At 65.2% G+C, this 22,853-nt stretch carries 21 protein-coding genes; 8 read left to right on the top strand and 13 right to left on the bottom strand.

Annotation, left to right across the window (positions count from 1 at the left end):
- Positions 1-4: 4 nt before the first annotated feature.
- Positions 5-1,024, bottom strand: coding sequence for an ABC transporter substrate-binding protein (locus tag VIF40_RS03575; RefSeq protein WP_331936148.1), 1,020 nt, complete (start codon positions 1,022-1,024; stop codon positions 5-7).
- 244 nt (positions 1,025-1,268) lie between these two features.
- Here VIF40_RS03575 and VIF40_RS03570 point away from each other — a divergent pair, with 244 nt between their 5' ends.
- The 3 genes from VIF40_RS03570 (at position 1,269) to VIF40_RS03560 (ending at position 6,373) form a co-directional block, all read left to right on the top strand.
- Entirely contained in the window at positions 1,269-2,075 is an 807-nt protein-coding gene (locus VIF40_RS03570; protein WP_331936147.1) for a creatininase family protein, read from the top strand.
- Positions 2,076-2,227: 152 nt separating this feature from the next.
- Positions 2,228-3,511, top strand: coding sequence for a phosphopyruvate hydratase (gene eno, locus VIF40_RS03565; protein ID WP_331936146.1), 1,284 nt, complete (start codon positions 2,228-2,230; stop codon positions 3,509-3,511).
- 147 nt (positions 3,512-3,658) lie between these two features.
- Positions 3,659-6,373 (top strand): valine--tRNA ligase, encoded by a 2,715-nt coding sequence (locus tag VIF40_RS03560; protein WP_331936171.1) that lies wholly within the window; start codon positions 3,659-3,661, stop codon positions 6,371-6,373.
- 38 nt (positions 6,374-6,411) lie between these two features.
- Here VIF40_RS03560 and VIF40_RS03555 read toward each other — a convergent pair whose 3' ends face one another.
- Positions 6,412-6,861 carry a hypothetical protein gene (locus VIF40_RS03555; protein ID WP_331936145.1) on the bottom strand — a complete coding sequence of 150 codons (450 nt, stop codon included), beginning with the start codon at positions 6,859-6,861 and terminating at the stop codon, positions 6,412-6,414.
- A gap of 159 nt (positions 6,862-7,020) precedes the next feature.
- Here VIF40_RS03555 and VIF40_RS03550 point away from each other — a divergent pair, with 159 nt between their 5' ends.
- From VIF40_RS03550 to polA, 3 genes are all read left to right on the top strand, one after another.
- Positions 7,021-7,704: a S24 family peptidase gene (locus VIF40_RS03550; protein ID WP_331936144.1), complete on the top strand. Its 684-nt coding sequence runs from the start codon at positions 7,021-7,023 to the stop codon at positions 7,702-7,704.
- A 193-nt stretch (positions 7,705-7,897) separates the two neighbouring features.
- The gene (locus VIF40_RS03545) at positions 7,898-8,065 is read left to right on the top strand and encodes a hypothetical protein (RefSeq protein ID WP_331936143.1); all 168 of its coding nucleotides are present in this window, start codon (positions 7,898-7,900) and stop codon (positions 8,063-8,065) included.
- 322 nt (positions 8,066-8,387) lie between these two features.
- On the top strand, positions 8,388-11,375 hold the full coding sequence (gene polA, locus VIF40_RS03540) for a DNA polymerase I (RefSeq protein ID WP_331936142.1): 2,988 nt from the start codon (positions 8,388-8,390) through the stop codon (positions 11,373-11,375).
- Positions 11,376-11,490: 115 nt separating this feature from the next.
- Here polA and VIF40_RS03535 read toward each other — a convergent pair whose 3' ends face one another.
- From VIF40_RS03535 to VIF40_RS03500, 8 genes are all read right to left on the bottom strand, one after another.
- Entirely contained in the window at positions 11,491-12,018 is a 528-nt protein-coding gene (locus VIF40_RS03535) for a hypothetical protein (protein WP_331936141.1), read from the bottom strand.
- A gap of 313 nt (positions 12,019-12,331) precedes the next feature.
- Positions 12,332-13,957, bottom strand: coding sequence for a sulfate adenylyltransferase subunit CysN (gene cysN / locus VIF40_RS03530; protein WP_331936170.1), 1,626 nt, complete (start codon positions 13,955-13,957; stop codon positions 12,332-12,334).
- The gene (gene cysD / locus VIF40_RS03525) at positions 13,957-14,874 is read right to left on the bottom strand and encodes a sulfate adenylyltransferase subunit CysD (RefSeq protein WP_331936140.1); all 918 of its coding nucleotides are present in this window, start codon (positions 14,872-14,874) and stop codon (positions 13,957-13,959) included. Before cysD ends, cysN begins: the two co-directional genes overlap by 1 nt.
- Positions 14,871-15,620: a phosphoadenylyl-sulfate reductase gene (locus tag VIF40_RS03520; RefSeq protein ID WP_331936139.1), complete on the bottom strand. Its 750-nt coding sequence runs from the start codon at positions 15,618-15,620 to the stop codon at positions 14,871-14,873. The genes cysD and VIF40_RS03520 overlap by 4 nt, the downstream gene beginning before the upstream one ends.
- Positions 15,617-16,117, bottom strand: coding sequence for a DUF934 domain-containing protein (locus tag VIF40_RS03515; protein WP_331936138.1), 501 nt, complete (start codon positions 16,115-16,117; stop codon positions 15,617-15,619). Before VIF40_RS03515 ends, VIF40_RS03520 begins: the two co-directional genes overlap by 4 nt.
- Positions 16,101-17,825 (bottom strand): nitrite/sulfite reductase, encoded by a 1,725-nt coding sequence (locus VIF40_RS03510; RefSeq protein ID WP_331936137.1) that lies wholly within the window; start codon positions 17,823-17,825, stop codon positions 16,101-16,103. Before VIF40_RS03510 ends, VIF40_RS03515 begins: the two co-directional genes overlap by 17 nt.
- On the bottom strand, positions 17,822-18,160 hold the full coding sequence (locus tag VIF40_RS03505; RefSeq protein WP_331936136.1) for a DUF2849 domain-containing protein: 339 nt from the start codon (positions 18,158-18,160) through the stop codon (positions 17,822-17,824). The genes VIF40_RS03510 and VIF40_RS03505 overlap by 4 nt, the downstream gene beginning before the upstream one ends.
- Positions 18,157-18,474, bottom strand: a complete 318-nt coding sequence (locus tag VIF40_RS03500; RefSeq protein WP_331936135.1) for a 2Fe-2S iron-sulfur cluster-binding protein — start codon at positions 18,472-18,474, stop codon at positions 18,157-18,159. The genes VIF40_RS03505 and VIF40_RS03500 overlap by 4 nt, the downstream gene beginning before the upstream one ends.
- A 362-nt stretch (positions 18,475-18,836) precedes the next feature.
- Between VIF40_RS03500 and VIF40_RS03495 the strand changes: the two genes are divergently transcribed.
- Both VIF40_RS03495 and VIF40_RS03490 read left to right on the top strand, forming a co-directional pair.
- The gene (locus VIF40_RS03495) at positions 18,837-19,670 is read left to right on the top strand and encodes a hypothetical protein (protein ID WP_331936134.1); all 834 of its coding nucleotides are present in this window, start codon (positions 18,837-18,839) and stop codon (positions 19,668-19,670) included.
- A 59-nt stretch (positions 19,671-19,729) separates the two neighbouring features.
- Positions 19,730-20,443: a hypothetical protein gene (locus tag VIF40_RS03490; protein WP_331936133.1), complete on the top strand. Its 714-nt coding sequence runs from the start codon at positions 19,730-19,732 to the stop codon at positions 20,441-20,443.
- 167 nt (positions 20,444-20,610) lie between these two features.
- Here the strand turns inward: VIF40_RS03490 and VIF40_RS03485 are convergent, their stop codons facing one another.
- The 3 genes from VIF40_RS03485 to VIF40_RS21410 form a co-directional block, all read right to left on the bottom strand.
- Complete coding sequence (locus VIF40_RS03485) at positions 20,611-21,009, bottom strand: F0F1 ATP synthase subunit epsilon (protein ID WP_331936132.1); 399 nt, start codon at positions 21,007-21,009, stop codon at positions 20,611-20,613.
- 122 nt (positions 21,010-21,131) lie between these two features.
- Complete coding sequence (gene atpD, locus VIF40_RS03480) at positions 21,132-22,679, bottom strand: F0F1 ATP synthase subunit beta (RefSeq protein WP_331936131.1); 1,548 nt, start codon at positions 22,677-22,679, stop codon at positions 21,132-21,134.
- Positions 22,680-22,751: 72 nt separating this feature from the next.
- Positions 22,752-22,853, bottom strand: a 102-nt coding sequence (locus VIF40_RS21410) for a F0F1 ATP synthase subunit gamma (protein WP_414684749.1), incomplete at its 5' end; no start/stop codon positions are given.

The raw sequence follows: 22,853 nt of genomic DNA, 5'->3' as shown, positions 1-22,853 counted from the left end.
GCCGTCACTCCGACCCCGCCGACCGGGAGGGCCGCAGCTCGAGCCCGACCTTTTTGTTCACGAAGCGCGTCGTATAGCCTTGGGCGAGGGCGAGATCGGCCGGGAAGACGCCGGCCTTGGCCATTTTGTCGAAGAAGCTGCGCACACGCGCGTCCGTCATCGCGCCGATGCCGAGGGCGACCGAATCGCCGGAATCGACGATGCCGCGCTCCTTCAGCTTTTCGACCGAATAGGCGAGCTGGCCCTCGGACATTTCCGGATTATCCTTGCGGATGGCGGCGTTGGCGGCGGAATTGTCGCCATAGATGTAATGATACCAGCCGATGATGGAGGCGTCGACGAAGCGCTGCACGAGATCGGGCTTGGCCTCGATCGTCTCCCGGCGCGTCTCGATGGTCGTCGAATAGCTGTCATAGCCATAATCGGCGAGCAGAAAGACATTCGGCGTGAAGCCGCCCTGGCGCGCGATCTCGAAAGGCTCGGAGGTCAGATAGCCCTGCTGAATCGACTTCTTGTCGGCGAGAAACGGCGCCGAGTTGAACGTATAGGGCTTGATCTTCTCTTCCTTGAAGCCATAGGCCTGTTTCAGCCATTGATAGACCGAGACGAGATTGTCATTGCCGATGAAGGCGGTCGCCTTGGGCAAATCCTCGAAACGATCGAAGCCCTCGCCCGGATGCGACATGAAGATGATCGGGTCCTTCTGGAACATGCTGGCGACGGCGACGATGGGCGCCTTCTGCTGCACGGCGGAGAAGGTCTGGATGAGATTGGCGCCCATGCAGAAATCGACGCGGCCAGCGGCGAGCAACAGCCGCGCGTTGGATTGCGGCCCACCCTGCAATAGTGTGACGTCCAGGCCATATTTGGCGTAAGTGCCATCGACGATGGCCTGATAGAAGCCGCCATGCTCGGCCTGCGCCCGCCAATTGGTGGCGAAGGAGACTTTGTCCAGCGCGAGGGCCGGGAGTGCGGAGAGGAAGAAAGCCAAAGCCGCGATCTTCGCCGCGAAGCGTTTCGACATGGATTGCCTCACCTTGTTTTTTCCACGAACTCGGGGCGCGCTGTCCTTCTCCCGCGAGCGGGAGAAGGTGGCCAGGCGAAGCCGGGTCGGATGAGGGCCGGGCTCCAGTCGACGATCCAAACGGCGCGCCAACGCGGAGGCGCCCTCATCCGACCTCGCTTCGCGAGGCCACCTTCTCCCGCGAGCGGGAGAAGGATTCGGCGGGCTATGGCGATCCCCGCCCGAAAGGTCTACCCTCTCCGCCATGCTTCCGTCCCGCTATTGGATCGACCTCACCACCCACGATTTCCGCGACCTCGCGATGGAGCGCGTGATCGCCGTGCTGCCGATCGCCGCCGTCGAGCAGCATGGGCCGCATCTGCCGGTCGGCGTCGACTCGGCGATCATGCGCGGCATGATCGAGCGCGTCGCCCTCCGCCAGCCGGACGATCTCGATGCGCTGTTCCTGCCCTTGCAGGCGATCGGCGTCTCCATCGAGCACGGCGATTTTCCCGGCACGCTCTCCCTCTCGCATGAGACGGCGCTGCGCCTCCTCTGCGAGATCGGCGAAGGCGTCGCCCGCGCCGGCTGCCGCAAGCTCGTACTCCTCAATTCACACGGCGGCAATACGCCGCTCCTCTCCCAGGCGGCGCTGGAGCTGCGCGCCCGCCACGGGCTGCTCGCCGTCGGCTGCTCCTGGCATCGCTTCGGCTATCCGGACGGGCTGTTCGGCGAGGAGGAAATCCGCCTCGGCATCCATGGCGGCGAGATCGAGACCTCGCTGATGCTGGCGCTCGCGCCCGATTTCGTCGATATGGCGCAAGCGCGGCATTTCCGCTCCGCCAACCTCGATTTCGAGCGCGACTTCACCTGGCTGCGCGCCGACCGGCCGATCGGCTTCGGCTGGATGACGCAGGACCTCTCCAAGGAGGGCGCCATCGGCGACGCCGCGGCGGCGAGCGCCGCCAAAGGCGAGGCCGCGGCCGATTATTGGGCGACCGCTTTCGTCGAGCTGTTGCGGGACGTCGAGGCCTTCGATCTCGAGCGCTTCTCCGGAGGTCTGTCCAAATAGGCGGCGTCCTCGCGGACGCCCGAGGGCCCCGCGCAGCTCCACCGGAAACGCCGCGGGGAAGGGCCTTCGGCCGTCTTTGGAGGCTTTCGCGTCGGCGCGGTTCGGTCTACAACGCGCGCAACTGCGCTGCCAGACGCCAGAGAGGCCCCGACATGACCGATATCATCGATATTCACGCTCGCGAGATACTCGATTCGCGCGGAAATCCCACGGTCGAGGTCGAGGTCACGCTGGAAGACGGCTCCTTCGGCCGCGCCGCCGTGCCGTCGGGCGCCTCGACCGGCGCCCATGAGGCGGTGGAGAAGCGCGACGGCGACAGCACCCGTTATTTCGGCAAGGGCGTGCTGGACGCCGTGCAGAGCGTCAATGAGGACATAGCGGGCGAGCTCGTCGGCTTCGAGGCCGAGGATCAGGTCGGCGTCGACGAGGCGCTGATCGAGCTCGACGACACGCCGAACAAGTCCCGCCTCGGCGCCAACGCGATTCTGGGCGTCTCTCTCGCCGTCGCCAAGGCCGCCGCCGACGCCTCCTCCATGCCGCTCTACCGCTATATCGGCGGAGTGCAGGCGCGCGTGCTGCCGGTGCCGATGATGAACATCATCAATGGCGGCGTCCATGCCGACAATCCGATCGACTTCCAGGAGTTCATGATCCTGCCGGTCGGCGCGCCGACGGTGCGCGAGGCGATCCGCTGGGGCGCGGAAGTCTTCCACACGCTGAAAGCCGCGCTGAAGAAGGCCGGGCTCTCCACCTCGGTCGGCGACGAGGGCGGCTTCGCCCCCAATATCCCCTCCGCCGAGGCGGCGCTCGACTTCATCGTCGAGGCGATCGTGACCGCCGGCTTCGTGCCGGGCGAGGATATTTATCTCGGCGCCGACGTCGCCTCGACCGAGTTCTTCAAGAACGGCAAATATGTCTATGAAGGCGAGAAGACGACCCGCAGCGTCGAGGAGCAGGTGGCCTATCTGGCCAAGCTCGTCGAGGCCTATCCGATCGTCACCATAGAAGACGGCATGGCCGAGGATGATTGGGAGGGCTGGCGCCTTCTGACCGACACGCTCGGCGACAAGATCCAGCTCGTCGGCGACGATGTCTTCGTCACCAATGTCGAGCGTCTGGCGCGCGGCATCGACGAGGATGTCGCCAATTCGCTGCTGGTGAAGGTCAATCAGATCGGCACGCTGACCGAGACGCTCGCCGCCGTCGAGATGGCGCATCGCGCCGCCTATACGACGGTGATCTCGCATCGCTCCGGCGAGACCGAGGATTCGACCATCGCCGACATCGCCGTGGCGACGAACAGCGGCCAGATCAAGACCGGCTCGCTGGCGCGCTCGGACAGAGTGGCGAAATACAATCAGCTCATCCGCATCGAGGAGGAGCTGGGCCGGGCGGCGATCTACGCCGGCCGCAGCGCGCTGAAGGCGCTGGTGTAAGCGCCCTTCCCTCACCCTCCCCGGCTCACGCGGGGAGGGGAACGGCGACATTGCGCGAACTTTGAATGAAGGGCCGCATCTGCGCCCTCTCCCGCAACGCTGGGGAGGGGGTCCTTCGACGATAGGACATTCGTTTTCCCCATGCCCATGGAAAAGACCTTCGACCCCTCGACCATCGAAGCGCGGATGCGCGAGCTCTGGGAAGAGGCGGGCGCCTTTCGCGCCGGCCGGCCGGAGCGCGCCGACGCGAAACCCTTTTCCATCGTCATACCGCCGCCCAATGTCACCGGCTCGCTGCATATGGGCCATGCGCTCAACAATACGCTGCAGGATATTCTGGCGCGCTATCATCGCATGCGCGGCGACGATGTGCTGTGGCAGCCGGGCACCGACCATGCTGGCATCGCCACGCAGATGGTCGTCGAGCGCAAGCTCATGGAGCGCCAGCAGCATCGCCGCGAATTGGGCCGCGCCAAATTTCTCGAAGAGGTCTGGGCCTGGAAGGCGGAGTCGGGCGGCGTCATCGTCGAGCAATTGAAGCGCCTCGGCGCCTCCTGCGACTGGTCGCGCGAGCGCTTCACGCTGGACGAGGGACTGTCCCGCGCCGTGGTGAAGGTCTTCGTGCAGCTCCATCGCGACGGGCTGATCTACAAGGACAAGCGCCTCGTCAATTGGGACCCGAAGCTCTTGACCGCCATCTCCGATCTCGAGGTGCAGCAGATCGAGGTGAAGGGCCATCTCTGGCACTTCAAATATCCGATCGTCTATCACGACGGCCAGCCGACCGGCGATTTCATCACCGTCGCGACGACGCGTCCCGAGACGATGCTCGGCGACACGGCGGTCGCCGTGCATCCGGAGGATGAGCGCTACACGAAGCTGGTCGGCAAGAATGTGCGCCTGCCCCTGGTCGGCCGTCTGATCCCCATCGTCGCCGACGACTATTCCGATCCCGAAAAGGGCACGGGCGCGGTGAAGATCACGCCCGCGCATGACTTCAACGATTTCGAGGTCGGCCGCCGGCATCAGCTGCGGCTCATCAATGTGCTCGACGCCGAAGGCTTCGTGACGCTGAAGGACAATCACGACTTCTTCGAGCATGTCGCGCCCTCTCCCGAGCTCGACATGACGGTCGAGCAATTGCACGGCCTCAGCCGCGAGAAAGCGCGCGCGCGCGTCGTCGCCATGATGGAGGAGCACGAGCTGCTCGCCGAAGTGTCGGACCACAAGCATATGGTGCCGCACGGCGACCGCTCCGGCGCCGTGCTGGAGCCGCGTCTCACCGACCAATGGTATGTGGACGCCAAGACTCTGGCGCAGCCGGCGCTCGCCGCCGTGCGCGAGGGCCGCACCAATTTCGTGCCGAAGAATTGGGAGAAGACCTATTTCGATTGGCTCGAGAACATCCAGCCCTGGTGCGTGTCGCGCCAGCTCTGGTGGGGCCATCGCATTCCGGCCTGGTATGATGAAGACGGCAATGTCTTCGTCGAGGACAGCGAAGAAGCCGCGCTCGCCGCCGCGCGGGAAAAGCACGGCCGCGATGTGGCGCTGACGCGCGACGAGGACGTGCTCGACACTTGGTTCTCTTCGGCGCTCTGGCCCTTCTCGACGCTCGGCTGGCCGGACGACACGAAGGAGCTCGATCGCTACTACCCCACCAATGTGCTGGTGACGGGCTTCGACATCATCTTCTTCTGGGTCGCCCGCATGATGATGATGGGCCTCTATTTCAAAAAAGAGATCCCCTTCCACGACGTCTACATTCACGCGCTCGTCCGTGACGAGAAGGGCGCGAAAATGTCGAAGTCGAAGGGCAATGTCATCGACCCCCTTCACCTCATCAACGAATATGGCGCCGATGCGCTGCGCTTCACCCTCGCGGCCATGGCGGCGCAGGGACGCGACATCAAGCTCTCGACGCAGCGCGTCGAAGGCTACCGCAATTTCGCGACCAAGCTGTGGAACGCGTCGCGCTTCGCCGAGATCAACGGCTGCGCCCGCATTTCCGGCTTCGATCCGAAGAAGAACGAGATCACGCTCAATCGCTGGATCGTCAGCGAGGCGGCGCGCGCGACCGGCGAGGTCGCCGCCGCGATCGAAGCCTATCGCTTCAACGACGCCGCGGCCGCCGCCTATCGCTTCGTCTGGAACGTGTTCTGCGATTGGTATCTCGAGCTGGCCAAGCCTCTGCTGCAAGGCGAGGACGGCGCCGGCAAGGACGAGGCGCGCGCCACCACGGCTTTCCTGCTCGATCAGGTCTATGCGCTGCTGCATCCTTTCATGCCCTTCATCACCGAGGAGCTGTGGGGCATAAAGGGCTTCGAGGGCCCGGCGCGCGAGAGCCCGCTGGCGCTGGCGCAATGGCCCGAGCTCGCCGGGCTCGAGGACGCCGCCGCCGAAGCGGAGATCGGCTGGGTCGTCGATCTCGTCTCGGAAGTGCGCTCGGTGCGCTCGGAGATGAATCTTCCCGCCGGCGCGGAAGCGCCGCTCGCTCTCATCGGCGCCGATGCGGAAGTGCAAGCGCGCGTGACGCGCTGGGACGAGACGCTGCGCAAGCTTGCGCGCCTGTCGCAAATCAGCTTCGTCGACGCGGCGCCCAAGAGCAGCGCGCAGTTGATCGTGCGCGGCGTTCTCGCCGCCATTCCGCTCGAGGGCGTCATCGATTTCGCCGCCGAGAAGACGCGCCTCGCCAAGGAGACCGCCAAGCTCGAAGGCGAGGCGAAGAAGATCGAGGCGAAGCTCGGCAACGCCGATTTCGTCGCGCGCGCGCCGGAAGAGGTGGTGGAGGAAAATCGCGAGCGCCTGGAAGAAACGCGCGCGCGGATCGAGAAGCTGACCGCGGCGGCCAAGCGCCTCGGCTGAAGGCGAGCCGCCCCGCCGCCGCTCGAGCGGAAGGCCCGCTAATCGGCGAAGAAGGGCGCCTCGCTCCATGTGATCGAGGCGTCGTTCACGATGTCGTCGATCGCCCGCCGCACGATCTCCTCCAGACTCGCCGGCCCGTCCCGCCCTATCGCGTAGAGAGCGTCATCCACATTCTGCTCGACCATGTGGAGAAAGAGCGCATCCGGCCGGTCAATTCGCGCGCGAGCGAGAGAGGCGTCTCGCAAAGCGAGAACGAATTGCCCGCGCGTCGCCAGAAGCATCTTCGCCAGAGACAAAGCGAGCGCGAATTGCCGCTCGCCGGAGGGCCCTCCCCCACGCAGCGCGGCGCGGGGCTTTTCCGTCGACCGATTGTCATTGCCGATGGCCGGAGGCGCGAGGTCCGCGTTTCCGCGGCGCTCCCATCGTTCGGACGCTTCCGCACTCTGCGCCGAGGGTCGCCGGACGAATTCATTCCAACTGCGAATCATGCGCGCCAACTGCAAATTACGCGCGCCAACTGCACGACATGGGCGCGACAAGCCCCACGGTGACACGCCACATCTGGCGTGTTAACCGTAAATGGAAATAAGCTCTGCGCCGAAAATCCCGCATTCGCGCGTCTCTGTCAAGCATATATGAGAGAATGCGTGCCGGAAACGAAAATCGATCCCGTATTCGACAGGGCAGGCCTCGCGCACCGATTGGGCCAGGCCGTCGATCTGGCGGGCGGCCCGGCCAAAATCCTGCGGGACGCCGGCGTCACCTCCTCGACCTACAGCCGCTATCTCAATGGCGATAGCGAGGCTTCGGCCGAGAAGCTCGGCCGCATCGCCGAAGTGACCGGGGTCTCGCTCGACTGGCTGGTTCTCGATCGCGGCGCTCCCATATTCGAGGCCGGCGCAGCGCCGCCGGCCATCCCGCTCGGCCCGGATATGGCGCAAATCCCGCAGTGCCGAATCGGCCAGGAGTCGGATGGCGAGCTGGCCGGCGGCGATAGGCTGGCCTTTCCGCGCGCTTTGCTGCGCCGCCTCGCGACAGAGGCGGAGGCGCTCGAATTCCTGCGCGCGCGGGGCGACTCCATGCGCCCGACGATAGAGGACGGGGCGATCGTGCTGATCGACCGATCGCAGCGCGACATTATCGGCGACGCGATCTATCTCGTCTCGCTCGACGACGGGCCGCTGATCCGCCGCGTGCGCCGCAATGTCGACGGCGCGATCACGCTCATCTCCGACAATCGCGCCTGCTATGAGCCCGAGCGATTGGAGCGCGCCGACGCCGAGAGGCTGCGCGTGCACGGCCGCGTGCGCTGGACCGAAACTCTCCTCTGACGCGCGCGCGAGAGAGATGGGCGCGCCCACGCGCTCCCGCCTGGCCCCCTCCTCTTTTGTGAATTGGCTGTTTCGAAGCCGCGCGCGCCTCGCCATCGTCAGCAGGGCCGAGCCATCGGCCCATACGCATAAGGAAAAGCAAATGGCGGGACGCGGCTCCATCGACGTCCCGCCGAAGAGAGTGGAGGGAACAATGACGTTGAACGTTCATGCCGGCGCCAATTACGGCAAGATCATTCTGTGGACGGCCGGCCTCGTCGCATTCGTCGCCATAGCGCTGACGAAAGTTCCGGAATGGATTTCCCCCAAGAGCGCGAGCGTGACCGGCGACACCGGCGCCACATCGCGCATGATCGACTGAAGACGCGCCTTCGAGCCGCATTCGACTCGTTTCGCTTCGCCCCGCGCGCCCGAGCGGGGCGATTTTTTTTTGCGCGCGCGACCGTTATGGCGCTGGACCCCTCGATGATCGCCGATTGGCGGTGTTGCGGACCATCGAAAACTCTAGTGTCGACGATGCAAATGTGACGATCCCCACTTGCCTCGCCGGCCTCGGCCGCGCGAGGCCCTTTTGCCTTCGCGCTGTCCGCCGGGGGTATCCATCGCGCGGGATCGGGGCTATTCTCGCTGCGCTCCATTCGCTCTCTCGACGAGAGGGCTCGGCATCCCTTGCTGCTTGCGCGATGACTCTCACACATAATCCCGTCGGTCCCGGCAGCCACGTCTTTCTCGTCGATGGCTCGTCCTTCGTCTTCCGCGCCTATTTCCAGTCCATCCGTCAGGACGCGAAATATAATTATCGCGCCGACCGCCTACCGACCGGCGCGGTGCGGCTGTTCTGCGCCAAGCTGTTCCAATTCATTCGCGAGGGCGCGGCGGACGTCACGCCGACGCATCTCGCCATCATTCTCGACAAATCGGAGAATTCCTTCCGCAAGGAAATCTATCCCGACTATAAGGCGCATCGCCAGGATCCGCCGGCCGATCTCATCCCGCAATTTCCCCTGATGCGCGCCGCCGTGCGCGCCTTCGGCCTATTGCCGATCGAGCAGGACGTCTATGAGGCGGACGATCTCATCGCCACCTATGCGAAACAGGCGCGCGCGCGCGGCGCCGATGTGCTGATCGTCTCCGCCGACAAGGATCTGATGCAGCTCATCGACGACAAAGTGTCGATGTACGATCCCGCCTCCGGCGCGCGCGAGGAGCGACGCATCGGCGTCGCCGAGGTCTTTGACTATTTCGGCGTGCCGCCGGAAAAAGTCGTCGATGTGCAGGCGCTCGCCGGCGACTCCACCGACAATGTTCCAGGCGCCAAGGGCATCGGCGTCAAGACGGCCGCGCAGCTCATCAATGAATATGGCGATCTCGACACGCTGCTCGCGCGCGCCGGCGAGATCAAGCAGCCCAAGCGCCGCGAAGCGCTGACCGACCCTGCCAGCGTCGCGCTGATCCGCACGTCGGAAAGGCTCGTGAAGCTCGTCGACGACGCGCCGCTCGAGATTCCGCTGGATGATCTCGGCCTGCATCAGCCGGACGGCAAGACGCTCGTCTCCTTCCTTCAGGCGATGGAGTTCACGCAGCTCACGCGCCGCGCCGCGGAAATCTATGGCGTCGAGGCCAATGAGATCGAGCCGGACCCGGCTTTCGTCGGACCGGCGGGCTGGCGCGGCCGCAATGGCGAGGTCGTCGAAGCGTCGGCGGAGCCCGCGCCTGCGCCCACGGCGGCCGCCGCGCCCGCCGCGCCTGCGGGAGAGATTGGCGGCTTCACGCCGGCCGCGCTCGCCGAGGCGCGGCGCGAGGAAGGCGTCGCGACGACGATCGACCGCTCTCTCTATGAGACGGTGACGACGCTGGAGCGTCTCGACGCCTGGATCGCGGAGGCTTTCGCCGCCGGGGTCGTCGCCATGGACACGGAGACGACGTCGCTCGATCCCATGTCCTGCGATCTCGTCGGCGCGTCGCTGGCGACCGCGCCGGGCCGCGCCTGCTATATTCCGCTCCAGCATGTCTCGCCGAACGCCGCCGATCTGCTCGGCGGCGAGCCGGCGCCCGCGCAAATTCCGCTCGCAGACGCGATCGCTCGCTTGAAGCCGCTGCTCGAGGCGCGCGGCGTGCTGAAGATCGCGCATAATATGAAATACGACCTCCTCGTTCTGGCGCGCTACGGCATCGATGTCGCGCCGATCGAGGACACGATGCTGATCTCCTATGTGCTCGACGCCGGCCGCAACAATCACGGCCTCGACGAATTGTCGAAGAAGCATCTCGGCCATGAGTGCATTCCGTTCTCGGCGGTGGCGGGCTCGGGCCGCACATTCATCGGCTTCGCGCGCGTGCCTTTGGACAAGGCGACCGAATATGCGGCGGAAGATTCGGATGTGGCGCTACGCCTCTGGCGCATGTTGAAGCCGCGCCTCGCCGCCGAGCATATGGCGAGCGCCTATGCGACGCTGGAGCGGCCCATGGTCGGCGTGCTCGCGGCGATGGAGCGGCGCGGCGTCGCCATCGACCGCAATATTCTCTCGCGCCTCTCCGGCGAGTTCGCGCAGGATATGGCGCGGCTGGAGGCCGATATCTACGAGCTCGCCGGCGAGACGTTCAATCTCGGCTCGCCCAAGCAATTGGGCGATATTCTCTTCGGCAGGATGGGCCTGCCCGGCGCGAAGAAAACCGCGACCGGCGCCTGGTCGACCTCGGCCAGCGTGCTCGACGAGCTGGCCGAGAGCGGCAACACATTCGCCGCGCGCATTTTGGATTGGCGGCAGCTCTCCAAGCTGAAATCCACCTACACCGATGCGCTGCCGAGCTTCGTGAACAAGGAGACGCATCGCGTCCACACCTCATACGCGCTGGCGGCGACGACGACGGGACGGCTGTCCTCCTCCGAGCCCAATTTGCAGAACATTCCCGTGCGCAACGAGGCCGGCCGCAAGATTCGCAAGGCCTTCGTCGCCGAGCCCGGCAATGCGCTCATCTCGGCCGATTATTCGCAGATCGAATTGCGGCTGCTGGCGCATATCGCCGACATTCCGCAATTGCGGCAGGCCTTCGCCGAGGGAATCGACATTCATGCGATGACGGCGAGCGAAATGTTCGGCGTGCCGGTGCAGGGCATGCCTTCGGATGTGCGCCGCCGCGCCAAGGCGATCAATTTCGGCATCATCTACGGCATTTCCGCCTTCGGCCTCGCCAATCAGCTCTCCATTCCGCGCGAGGAGGCGGCGGCCTATATCAAGCGCTATTTCGAGCGCTTCCCCGGCATTCGCGGCTATATGGACGCGACGAAGAAGATCGTGCGCGAGACCGGCGTCGTCACCACCATCTTCGGCCGCAAATGCCATTTTCCACGCATCGCCTCGTCGAATGCGTCAGAGCGCGCTTTCTTCGAGCGCGCCGCGATCAATGCGCCCATTCAAGGCGCGGCCGCCGACATCATCCGCCGCGCCATGGCGCGCATGGATGCGGCGCTCGCGCATGAGCGGCTCAATGCGCGCATGCTGCTGCAAGTGCATGATGAATTGGTGTTCGAGGCGCCGCTGGAGGAGACCGAGGCGACGATCCGCCTCGTCAAGCGCGTGATGGAGGAGGCGCCGCATCCGGCGGTGACGCTCTCCGTGCCGCTGCAGGTGGAAGCCCGCGCCGCGCAGAATTGGGACGAGGCGCATTGACCCGGCGCCCGTCATTGCGCGCGCGGCGACGCAATCCAGAGCCGTAGGAAGGCCCGCTGAATTGCTTCGTCGCCGCACTCCTCGCAATGACGGACGGCGTCTTCGCGGCTGAGGATCAGAGCCGCTTCAAGCCTTCCTCATAGCTGATGGCTTCGTAAGTCGTGTCGTATTTCAGCCCGCCGTCGATGATCGTGTCGATCTTTTCGGCGGTGTCGTATTTCTTCATTTTGGGCTTGTCGAGATAGAACAGGTCGACGAGCTCGTTATAGACCGATGTGTCGTCGATCGGCAGCACATAGAGCGGCACGCCGCCGAAGCTGACCTGATAGCGCGAGGCGCGGTCGAGATCCTTGACATAGATGAAATATTTGCCTTCGGGCTTCACATTCGCGCCGAGGCTCTCGACGAGCGCCGGAAGCTGCTTGAAGCTGGTGAGCGACCCGGCGATGAACGACAATGCCGTCTCGCCATCCTCCGCGCCCGCGATGACCGCCTCCAAAGTGACGGGCGGATCGAGCGTGAGGGCGATCTCGCCACGGAAGCCGAAACGCCCGGCGTGATGCGTCGCCGCCTTGTGGGAGGGCTTCAGAAGGCGGCCTTCCGCCTCGAGACGGCCGAAGGCTGTGGATTCGATGGAGGTCATGTCGACTTTCAGTTGTCCGTCCGGTCGCGAAAGATTCGCGACAATGACGGCCGAGAGAGCGTGGAGAGTCGCTGCGTTGGAACGCGTCTCGATAGGGACGCGCGCGCCCGAGGGGGCCGGATTCGTCGATGGTCGAGATGGATAGAGCGAGCGGAAGCTGCTCGAATCGCGAGCGAAACGCTTCCTGTCAAAGGCGTATAAGCCGGCGCGGTCTAGACAGCCGTCATGGCTTTCGATCCGCGCGGCGCGCAGCGCTCCCAGCAATGGGGAAGCATTTATCGCGCCAGCTCAGCGGCGAGCCGCTCTTTCCCGATTACAATCCGACGTCGTCATGCGGCCGCTCATTCTTCTCGAGGCCGATGCCGAAACGCGTCCACAATTGCTCATGCACATAATAGAGCGCGATCTTGGACACGACCTCCGCGCCCGTGATCGCCGCCGCGATCTTCGAATCCTGCGTGAAGGCGAAAGCGACGCCGAATGTCACCAGGCTGCCGGGCACGCGCCAGGACAGAGATTTGATGAAGCTGCGCAGAGGCGTCTGGCGCAGGCGATCCGCCGACGGCACGCCCTCCATGGAGGCGTAGCTCGCCTCGACGCCATTGCGCGCGCTGCGCTCGGTCCAGGCCGAATGCTTCACCATGCCGACGGCGACCGTCTCATTGGTCACGCGATCGATGAGGATGAAGCCGCCCGTCTCGCGATTGTCGTCATAGGAGTCGCAGACGACCGCCGTGTCGAGCCACAGCTCCGCCTCGCCGATCTCATTGAAGGCGAGCGTCGCGGCCGGATCGGTCAGCGGCTCGGCAAGCCCGCTCTCGATCTCGATATGAGCGGAAACCGTCTTCACGAAAGCCGGCGTCGTTCGCGTCCCGAGCTTCAACAAATAGCTCTTGTCGACGACGAGCGGCTCGCGCACGAGCCATAGGAGCTTGGCCGACAGCCGATCGCCGATCTTGGCCGGCGACACTGGCGAGACGATCATGTCGCCGCGCGAGATATCGATCTCCTCGGTCAGCGTCAGCGTGACCGACTGGCCCGCGACCGCATGAGCGAGATCGCCGTCGAAGGTGACGACGCGCGCGATCGTCGCGTCGCGTCCGGCCGGCAGAACGCGGACGACATCGCCCGGCTTCACATTGCCGCCGGCGATAAAACCCGAGAAGCCGCGGAAATCATGGGTCGGCCGGTTCACCCATTGGACGGGGAAGCGGAACGGCAGCACACGGGCGTTGTCGTCCGACGCGACGCTCTCGAGATAGGCGAGCAGCGGCGAACCGGAATACCAGTCCATCTTCTTGCTGGCGTGCACGAGATTGTCGCCGTCCTTGGCGACGAGCGGAATCACCGCAATGGTGAGAAAGCGCAAATGCTCGGCGAAGGCGCGAAAGTCGCGCTCGATCGCGTCGAAAGTCTCCTGCGAATAGGAGACGAGGTCCATTTTGTTGACGGCGACGACGACATGGCGCACGCCGAGCATGGAGACGATGACGCTGTGACGGCGCGTCTGGTCGAGCAGCCCCCTGCGCGCGTCGACGAGCAGCACGGCGAGCTCGGCGGTGGAGGCGCCGGTCGCCATATTGCGCGTGTATTGCTCATGGCCGGGCGTGTCGGCGACGATGAACTTGCGCTTCTCCGTCGCGAAATAGCGATAGGCGACGTCGATGGTGATGCCCTGCTCGCGCTCCGCCGCGAGACCGTCGACCAGCAGCGCGAAATCGAGATCGTCGCCCTGCGTGCCGTGCTTCTTCGAATCCTTCTCGAGCGCGGCGAGCAGATCGTCCGGCGCGAGATCGGCGTCGAACAGCAGGCGGCCGATCAGCGTCGATTTGCCGTCGTCCACCGAGCCACAGGTGATGAAGCGCAGCAAAGGCTTGTCGGCGGGCGCCGGGCCGGCGGGGGCGCGCAGCGGCGCGGGCGTGGCGAGGCCGCCGTGCATCAAAAATAACCCTCCTGCTTCTTCTGCTCCATGGAGGAGGAGCCGTCATGGTCGATGAGGCGGCCCTGGCGCTCGGAGGAGCGGCTGGCGCGCATCTCGGCGATGATCTCTTCCAGCGTCGCCGCGGAGCTCTCGATCGCGCCGGTCAGAGGATAGCAGCCGAGCGTGCGAAACCGCACCATTTTCTGCTGGATCGTCTCGCCGGGCTGCAGCGTCAAACGGTCGTCGTCGACCATGATCAGCATGCCGCCGCGATCGATCACCGGCCGTTCCGCAGCGAAATAGAGCGGCACGACGTCGATCCCTTCGCGCGCGATGTAATCCCACACATCCGCCTCGGTCCAATTGGACAGCGGGAAGACGCGCAGGCTCTCGCCCGGCCCTTTGCGCGCATTGTAGAGCCGCCAGAACTCCGGGCGCTGCGCCTTGGGGTCCCAACGATGCTGCGCATTGCGGAAGGAGAGCACGCGCTCCTTGGCGCGGGATTTCTCCTCGTCGCGGCGCGCGCCGCCGAAGGCCGCGTCGAATTTCCATTTGTCGAGCGCCTGCTTCAGCGCATCGGTCTTCATGATCTGCGTGTGGAGCTGCGATCCATGCACGGTGGGATCGATGTTCATCGCGAGTCCCTGCGGATTCGTGTGAACGAGCAGATCCAGGCCCGTCTCCGCCGCGCGGCGATCGCGAAAGGCGATCATCTCCTTGAACTTCCATGTCGTGTCGACATGCAGCAGCGGAAACGGCGGCTTCGACGGATAGAAGGCCTTGATGGCGAGATGCAGCATCACCGCCGAATCCTTGCCGATCGAATAGAGCATCACCGGCCGCTCGCATTCGGCGACGACCTCGCGCAGGATGTGAATGCTCTCCGCCTCGAGCCGATCGAGATGGCCGAGCGGCTTGGCCGCCAGCGCATTCATCGCGAGCTCTCCGGCGCCGATCCGCGCGTCAAGCGTCCGTCCGGACCGACATGCAGGCCGCACTCTTTCTTCTCGTCCTCCTCCCACCACCAGCGGCCGGCGCGCTCGCTCTCGCCGGGCGCGAGCGCGCGCGTGCAGGGCGCGCAGCCGATGGAGAGAAAGCCCACGGCGTGCAGCTCATTGACGGGCACGCTGAGCGCCTCGGTCGCGGCGACGACGCCCTCACGCGTGTAATCGGCGAGCGGATTGAGCTTGACGAGCTTGCGCTCGATATCGAGCTCGATGAGATCGACGCCCTCGCGCGCCTGCGATTGATCGGCGCGCAGCCCGGTCACCCAGGCGGAGACGCCGGCGAGCAGGCGCGACAGCGGCTCGACCTTGCGCACATGGCAGCAGGCCTTGCGATTCTCGACCGAGCGATAGAAACCGTTGACGCCATGCTCGGCGACGAATTCCGCGAGCGGCAGAGCCTGCGGATAGACCGCGTGAATGCGCCGCGTGTAGCGGGCCTCCGTCTTCTCCCACAGCGCGATCGTCTCCTCGAAGAGACGGCCGGTGTCGATGGTCACGACATCGATCTCGAGGCCCTGCGTGAAGATCGAATGGGTGACGAGCTGATCCTCTATGCCGAAGCTGGTCGTGAAGACCATGCGGCCGGGAATGACCTCGCGGGCGAGCCTCAGACGATGATCGAGATCGAGCGCGGCGAGCCGCGGCGCGAGCGCTTCGACGATCCACGGCTTCATGCGACGCCCTTTCGACGACGTTCGAGAATGGACGCGCCGCCCGGAACGCCGCGCTGATAGGAGAGGCTGCGCGCATGGCGCGCCGTCGCCCAATTGGCCTCGCCGTGATGCGCGGCGAGCTCGTCCGGGATTTCGATCGAATCGAAGCCGCTGCCGATCGCGTGCAGATATTGGTCCGGCGTCAGCTTTCCGCTCGCCCGCAATTCGCCGGAAAAACCCTCGCGGCGCAGGAGCCGCCCCAGCGAGAAGCCGCGTCCGTCGGTGAAGGCGGGAAAGGCGATGTCGATGAGCGCGAGACGACCGAAATAGGGCGAAATCGCTTTCGGATCTGTCGTATTGGCGACATAGACGCCGACCGCGGCGAGCCGCGTATCGTCGAGCGCCGCCGGAAGACGCCCGAGCGAGACGATCACCCTGCCCGAGCCGGGCAGCGATTCCTCATCGGCGAGACGGCGCCACTCGTCCGCGATGAAAGCGCCGTCAGATACCAGAGCCATCCTCGCCCTCCCGGCGCGCCGATTCCTTGAAGCGCTTATGGCCCAAGCGCCGCCAAGTGTCGATGAAAGCCTCGCCGTCGCGCCGCTCGGCGAGATAGAATTGCACGAGGCTCTCGATCACGTCGGGAACCTCGTCCGCCGACACCCCCGGCCCCAGCAATTCGCCGATCGAGGCGTCGAGCGTCGGATCGCCGCCGAGCGTGATCTGATAGGATTCGACGCCCTTCTTCTCGAGGCCGAGAATGCCGATCGCGCCGACATGGTGATGGCCGCAGGCGTTGATGCAGCCGGAGATCTTGATGCCGAGCTTGCCGATGAGGCGCTGGCGCTCGAGATCGGCGAAACGCTGCGAGATCGCCTGCGCGATGGGAATGGAGCGCGCCGTCGCCAGCGCGCAATAGTCGAGCCCCGGGCAGGAGATGATGTCGGTGATGAGCCCGGCGTTGCCGGTGGAAAGGCCCGCCGCCTCGAGATCGCGCCACAGAGCGAGCAGATCATCCTGCTTCACATGCGGGAGAATGATGTTCTGCTCATGGCTGACGCGCAGCTCGCCGAAGCCGTATGTGTCCGCCGCATCGGCCAGAGCGCGCATTTGCGCGGCGGTGGCGTCGCCCGGAATGCCGCCGATCGGCTTCAGCGAGACGGTGACGATGGCGTAGCCGGGGACCTTGTGCGGCGCGACATTCACCGCGGCGAAAGCGGCGAAAGCGGCGTTCTCCGCCATCGCCCCGTCGAGCGTTTGCGATCGCGCGGGCAAAGTCTCATAGGCCGGCGGCGCGAAGGCGGCGACGACACGGGCGAGCTCCTGCGCATCATAGGCGAAAGGCGCGCGATCCATGGCGGCGAACTCCGCCTCCACTTGCGAGCGGATCTCGTCGAGCCCGGTCTCATGCACCAGAATCTTGATGCGCGCCTTGTATTTATTGTCGCGGCGGCCGAAGCGGTTGTAGACGCGCAGCACCGCCTCGAGAAAAGCCAGCAGATCGGCGCGCGGCAAAAATTCGCGCAGCACCTTGCCGACGAAAGGCGTGCGGCCGAGGCCGCCGCCGACGATCACCTCATAGCCGGTCTCGCCCGCGGCGTTCGCCACGATGCGCAGGCCGATGTCGTGAATCTTGATCGCCGCGCGGTCGTGCTCGGCCCCGCTCACCGCGATCTTGAACTTGCGCGGCAGGAAGCTGAACTCCGCATGGGCGCTCGACCATTGGCGCAGGAATTCCGCCGTCGGCCGCGGGTCCTCGCGCTCATCGGCGGCGACGCCGGCGAAATGATCGGCGGTCACATTGCGGATGCAATTGCCGGAGGTCTGGATCGCATGCATGTCGACATCGGCCAGCGCCTCGAGAATGTCGGGGACATCGACGAGCTTCGGCCAGTTGAACTGCAGATTCTGCCGCGTGGTGAAATGGCCGTAGCCCTTGTCCCATTTGTCGGCGACATAGGCGAGCTGGCGCATCTGCCGGGAGGTGAGCGAGCCATAGGGAATGGCGACGCGCAGCATATAGGCGTGCAGTTGCAGATAGAGCCCGTTCATCAGGCGGAATGGGCGGAACTCGTCCTCGGTCAACGCGCCGGCGAGGCGCCGCTCGACCTGCCCGCGGAATTCCGCGACGCGCTCGCGCACGAAGGCGCGGTCATGGTCGTCATAGGCGTAGATCGTCGGCGCGGCGTTGGGCCGCGGCGGCAAGGCCGGATCATGCGCAGTCATCGGCCCCCTGCTCCTTGCAGCCACGCCTGCTTCCCGAGGTCGCGCCGCACGCTCGGGCCGACGGCGCGGAATTTCTCACGAAAATGCAGCGGCGTCGGCGCGCCGGCCGCATCCACAGAAACGTCGACGAGATAGGCGTCGACGACGCGATTGGCGGCGACATCCGCCTTGCCGGCGGCCTCGAGAGCGGCGGCCTCCGCCGCGTCATAAGCAATTTTTGCGCGCAGCAGATCGCGCTCCCAGCCCCCGGCCCCGAGAAACACGACATCGCCCTCGGCGAGATCGGAGGCCAAAAGGATTTTCGGCGGGAATTTCGGATCGGCGGGCCGCGTCATGTCGGCTCCTTGACGAGAGTGAGCTTCAGCCCGTCGAGCGCGTCCGACCAGATGATCTGGCAGGAGAGCCGCGAGGTCTGGTGCAGAAAGGGCAATTCGTCGAGCTTGTCGATCTCGTCGTCGCGCGGCGGCGAGACCTTGTCGACCCATTCGGGATCGAGCACGATATGGCAGGACGCGCAGGCGACCGCGCCGCCGCAAGTGCCCTCCATCCCCATTCCATAGTCGCGCAAAATTTCCATCAATCGCCAGCCTTCCACAGGCTCGAGTTCGTGGGTGACGCCGTCTGCGTCCTCGACACGGATCACGCTCATCCTTTTCTCCGAACAGGCGCATTCGCCGCCGAGGCGCCATTCCTTCGGCTGTCGGCCCGGCGCGCGTATCCCGCGCCGAGCGATGCGGACGCGTCGACCCCCGCATCGCGCGGAAATCGCCGATCGAGCCGCAATTCCTCGAAAATTCGAGACCTACTTATTGGAGGACACGTGAATGTCAATTCACTATAAGGTAGCACCCGCCCGGGAAAAACTACAAATAGGTTTCGTGGTATTAACCGGAAAGGTTTCGATCGAGCCGACCGCCGCGAGAAAAGGCTCGGCGCGCGCAACGCATAAATGGTAAGGGATTTCTGTTCCTGCAGCCCGAACCTGGGCGCGAGCGATATAGGTGCTAGGCCATGGCTCAAAGACCGACCAAAGATTCGAAGCAGAGTTCGGCCCGTGAGGAGCGTCCGCCGATCGTGCGGGAGAAAGCGCCCCCGCTCGCCCCTCCGAGAGGCCGGCCGACGCTCATTCTGGTCGGCGCCGACAAGGGCGGCGTGGGCAAGACCACGATCGCGCGCGTGCTGCTCGACTATCTCGCCGCCAATAATGTGCTGACCCGGGCCTTCGACACCGAGACCCCGCGCGGCACGCTCTATCGCTTTCATCCCGACCAGACCAGCGTCGTCGATCTCACCTCGACGTCGGACCAGATGAAGATCATCGACACTCTGGCGACTGCCGAGATCAAGGTCAGCGTCGTCGACGTTCGCGCCGGCGGGCTGGAGCCGGCCTTGCAGGCGCTGCAGGATACGGGTTTTCTCGAGGCGGTGGCGGAGGGGGAAGTCGGCTTCATTCTGTTCCATGTGCTCGGATCGTCCATCGCCTCGCTCGACGAGATCGCAGAAGTCGCGCCCTATGTCGAGGACGCGGACTATTTCCTCGTGAAGAACCATGTCAACGACACCACGTTTTTCGAATGGGACCCGGTGACGCACCGCAAATATTTCGAGAAAGTGGAGACCGCGGGCGAGATCACCATCCCCAAGCTCAATGAATTGTCCTATGAACAAGTGGAGATCGCCGGCGCGCCTTTTTCGACCTTCGTCGCCAATCGGACGGCGGAGGGCGAGCCTGCGGACCATTCCTTCGTCCTTCGCGGCTATGTCCGCACCTGGCAGAACAGGATCGCCGACGAATTCGATCGCATCCATCTGCTGGATCGGATCGCCGGCAGGGAGGGCGCATAGCGCCAGACGCGGGTGAGCGGTAAAATCGAGAGCCTCGGGCGGCGCCGAGAGAGTGAGAGATGAGTCGACGCACTTTGGTGTTCGTCGCCTGTTCCCCGCATCCGCGTTCGGGCGTTTCGACGACCGCGCGGCTGCTGACGGACTTCTATCTCTCGCGTCTCACCGAGGTCGAAGGCTTCGACACCGATCCCCACGCTCCGCGCTATCACGAATGGTTTCCGGATCGCACGCGCGTCATCGACACCGCCGACATTCGGGGCCAGATCTCTTTGTTCGACCGGCTGCTGGTCGACGACGGGGTCCCCAAGATCGTCGATGTCTGGCAGCGGGCCTACGACCGTTTCTTCAGGACGGTAAAGGAGATCGGCTTCGTCGAGGAGGCGCATTTGCGCGGCGTCGAGCCGATCCTCCTGTTCCACGTCGACCCGACCGACTCCTCCCTCGCCAGCGCGCAATCGCTTTCGGCCGCCTGGCGTGACGTCTCCATGGTCGTGGTGCAGAACGAGGGCGCCGCGCCGCTCGGCGCCTATGCGCATGAGACGCTCGCCCATTATCCGTCGACGCGCAAATTCGTCGTCGGTCCGCTGGACGGCGCCGTCGCGAAAGCGCTGGATGAGCCCGATCTGTCGCTGAGCCGTCTGCTGGTGTCGCCGCCGCCGGAAATGTCCATCGTCATCCGCGCGGCGCTAAAGGCGTGGATCGCGCCGATCTTCACGCAATTTCGCAGCTTCGAGCTGCGACAGGAGCTCGACGGCGCGAAGTTCCTGAAATAGCGGAAATCGGAGCCCGCCGTCGCGACGAGCCGCGCGTCGCTCGCAAAAAAGAAAGCGAGCCTGAAGGCTCGCGGTCCAAGGCGCTTGCTGGACCGCGAGCCTTCAGGCTCGCTACATCGGCTTACGGAAGGCGACGCCGGGAGACTATCGTCCCGACGCCGGGAGACTCAGAGGCCGAGGGCCGCCTTCAGCTCCTGGAGCTGGCCGAGCTTTTCGGCCGCGAGGCGACGCGCCTCGTCGCTCTTGGCGTCGGCGACATCCTCGCTCGCATCCTTGATGTCGGCGTCGATCTTGGCGGCGTCGAGCTCGGCGACCGGAATGGCGTATTCGGCCAGAATGGTGAAACCGTCGACGCCGACGTCGGCGAAGCCGCCGCGCACGAAGAGCTTGGCCTTATTGCCGGCCTCGTCGATCTCGACGACGCCGGGCTTCAGCACCGTCATCACCGGCGCATGGTTCTCGAGGACCGTGAACAGGCCTTCGGCGCCGGGCGCGACGACGGCGTCCACCTCACCGGAGAACAAGAGCTTCTCGGGAGAAACGAGTTCGAAGTGGAACGTGGCCATGAAGGGCTCCGTCGTTCGAGCAGGAGGTCGGAAAGGCGGGATACGGCTTTCCGACGATCATCCCGCTGAAATAAAGGCTCCGAGCGGACATGCGTCGCATGTCCGCTCGGCGATTGAGAGGATCAAGCCGCTTCCTTGGCGAGCTTGGCGGCCTTCTCGACCGCTTCCTCGATCGTGCCGACCATGTAGAAGGCGGCCTCCGGGAGGTGGTCGTATTGGCCCTCGACCAAGCCCTTGAAGCCCTTGATCGTATCGGCGAGCGCGACGAGCTTGCCCGGCGCGCCGGTGAACGCCTCGGCGACGTGGAAGGGCTGCGACAGGAAGCGCTCGATCTTGCGGGCGCGCGCCACGGTCAGCTTATCCTCTTCCGAGAGCTCGTCCATGCCGAGAATGGCGATAATGTCCTGCAGCGACTTGTAGCGCTGCAGCGTCGACTGCACCTTACGAGCGACGTCGTAATGCTCCTCGCCGACGATGGCGGCGGAGAGCATGCGGGAGGTGGAGTCGAGCGGATCGACGGCCGGGTAAATGCCCTTCTCCGCGATGGCGCGGTTGAGCACGGTCGTCGCGTCGAGATGGGCGAAGGAGGCGGCCGGCGCCGGGTCGGTCAGATCGTCGGCCGGCACGTAAATCGCCTGCACCGAGGTGATCGATCCCTTGGTCGTCGTCGTGATGCGCTCCTGCAGCGCGCCCATGTCGGTGGCGAGCGTCGGCTGATAGCCCACCGCCGAAGGAATGCGGCCGAGCAGAGCCGACACTTCCGAGCCCGCCTGGGTGAAGCGGAAGATGTTGTCGACGAAGAACAGCACGTCCTGGCCCTTGTCGCGGAAGTCCTCGGCGACGGTGAGGCCGGTGAGAGCGACGCGGGCGCGGGCTCCCGGGGGCTCGTTCATCTGGCCATAGACCAGCGCGGCCTTGGAGCCGGCGGCGGAGCCGTTCTCGGGCTTCCTGTTGACGCCGCCCTCGATCATCTCGTGATAGAGGTCATTGCCCTCGCGCGTGCGCTCGCCGACGCCGGCGAAGACGGAATAGCCGCCATGCGCCTTGGCGATATTGTTGATGAGCTCCATGATGATGACGGTCTTGCCGACGCCCGCGCCGCCGAACAGGCCGACCTTGCCGCCCTTGGCGTACGGGGCGAGCAAGTCGATGACCTTGATGCCGGTCTCGAACATCTCCGCGGTCGGGGTCAGGTCCTCCGCGCGCGGGGCCGGCTGGTGGATCGAGCGGCGCTCGACGTCGGCGGGCAGCTGCTCGCCCATGTCGATCGGTTCTCCGAGCAGGTTGAAGATACGCCCGAGCGTCGCCTCGCCGACAGGCACCGCGATCGGGGCGCCAGTGTCGATCACCTCGGCGCCGCGCGCCAGGCCGTCAGTGGTATCCATCGCGACCGCCCGCACGCGGTCGTCACCGAGATGCTGCTGCACCTCGCACACGAGCACGTCGCCGCCGGACTCGGTGCTGGGGTGGGCGGGATCCAATCCCACCTCGGCGGCAGCGGCCTTGGGGCGCGCGATCGTGATGGCGTGGTTGATCTCGGGAAGCTTGCCGGGAAACACGACGTCGAGCACGACGCCCTGGATCTCCTCGATGCGTCCCACGTTGCGCACGGCTGTTTCCGCCGAGTCGGCCGTGCTGGTCGTCGGCTCGGTGACGATGCTGGCGTCCATGGTTATCTGGTTCTCCTATTGCTTTTCAAAGTTGGTGTGGTGTGAGGAGGGCGGCGCAGCTTCACAGTCACCCTAGCCGAGACCCTCCGCCCCGGCCACAACCTCCATGATCTCCTGCGTGATCTCCGCCTGACGGGCGCGGTTCATCTGCAAGGTGTACTGCTCGATCAGCGT

It is taken from the genome of Methylosinus sp. (assembly GCF_036560965.1).
Lineage (GTDB): Bacteria > Pseudomonadota > Alphaproteobacteria > Rhizobiales > Beijerinckiaceae > Methylosinus.
Note: the sequence above shows the minus strand (reverse complement) of the source record. Positions and strands in the feature narration are given on the sequence as shown.

Excerpts from the sequence above, each read along its gene's own strand:
- VIF40_RS03575 (WP_331936148.1), bottom strand. The coding sequence starts at position 1,024 with ATGTCGAAACGCTTCGCGGCGAAGATCGCGGCTTTGGCTTTCTTCCTC.
- VIF40_RS03570 (WP_331936147.1), top strand. The coding sequence starts at position 1,269 with ATGCTTCCGTCCCGCTATTGGATCGACCTCACCACCCACGATTTCCGC.
- eno (WP_331936146.1), top strand. The coding sequence starts at position 2,228 with ATGACCGATATCATCGATATTCACGCTCGCGAGATACTCGATTCGCGC.
- VIF40_RS03560 (WP_331936171.1), top strand. The coding sequence starts at position 3,659 with ATGGAAAAGACCTTCGACCCCTCGACCATCGAAGCGCGGATGCGCGAG.
- VIF40_RS03555 (WP_331936145.1), bottom strand. The coding sequence starts at position 6,861 with ATGATTCGCAGTTGGAATGAATTCGTCCGGCGACCCTCGGCGCAGAGT.
- VIF40_RS03545 (WP_331936143.1), top strand. The coding sequence starts at position 7,898 with ATGACGTTGAACGTTCATGCCGGCGCCAATTACGGCAAGATCATTCTG.
- polA (WP_331936142.1), top strand. The coding sequence starts at position 8,388 with ATGACTCTCACACATAATCCCGTCGGTCCCGGCAGCCACGTCTTTCTC.
- VIF40_RS03535 (WP_331936141.1), bottom strand. The coding sequence starts at position 12,018 with ATGACCTCCATCGAATCCACAGCCTTCGGCCGTCTCGAGGCGGAAGGC.
- cysN (WP_331936170.1), bottom strand. The coding sequence starts at position 13,957 with ATGCACGGCGGCCTCGCCACGCCCGCGCCGCTGCGCGCCCCCGCCGGC.
- cysD (WP_331936140.1), bottom strand. The coding sequence starts at position 14,874 with ATGAATGCGCTGGCGGCCAAGCCGCTCGGCCATCTCGATCGGCTCGAG.
- VIF40_RS03520 (WP_331936139.1), bottom strand. The coding sequence starts at position 15,620 with ATGAAGCCGTGGATCGTCGAAGCGCTCGCGCCGCGGCTCGCCGCGCTC.
- VIF40_RS03515 (WP_331936138.1), bottom strand. The coding sequence starts at position 16,117 with ATGGCTCTGGTATCTGACGGCGCTTTCATCGCGGACGAGTGGCGCCGT.
- VIF40_RS03510 (WP_331936137.1), bottom strand. The coding sequence starts at position 17,825 with ATGACTGCGCATGATCCGGCCTTGCCGCCGCGGCCCAACGCCGCGCCG.
- VIF40_RS03505 (WP_331936136.1), bottom strand. The coding sequence starts at position 18,160 with ATGACGCGGCCCGCCGATCCGAAATTCCCGCCGAAAATCCTTTTGGCC.
- VIF40_RS03500 (WP_331936135.1), bottom strand. The coding sequence starts at position 18,474 with ATGAGCGTGATCCGTGTCGAGGACGCAGACGGCGTCACCCACGAACTC.
- VIF40_RS03495 (WP_331936134.1), top strand. The coding sequence starts at position 18,837 with ATGGCTCAAAGACCGACCAAAGATTCGAAGCAGAGTTCGGCCCGTGAG.
- VIF40_RS03490 (WP_331936133.1), top strand. The coding sequence starts at position 19,730 with ATGAGTCGACGCACTTTGGTGTTCGTCGCCTGTTCCCCGCATCCGCGT.
- VIF40_RS03485 (WP_331936132.1), bottom strand. The coding sequence starts at position 21,009 with ATGGCCACGTTCCACTTCGAACTCGTTTCTCCCGAGAAGCTCTTGTTC.
- atpD (WP_331936131.1), bottom strand. The coding sequence starts at position 22,679 with ATGGACGCCAGCATCGTCACCGAGCCGACGACCAGCACGGCCGACTCG.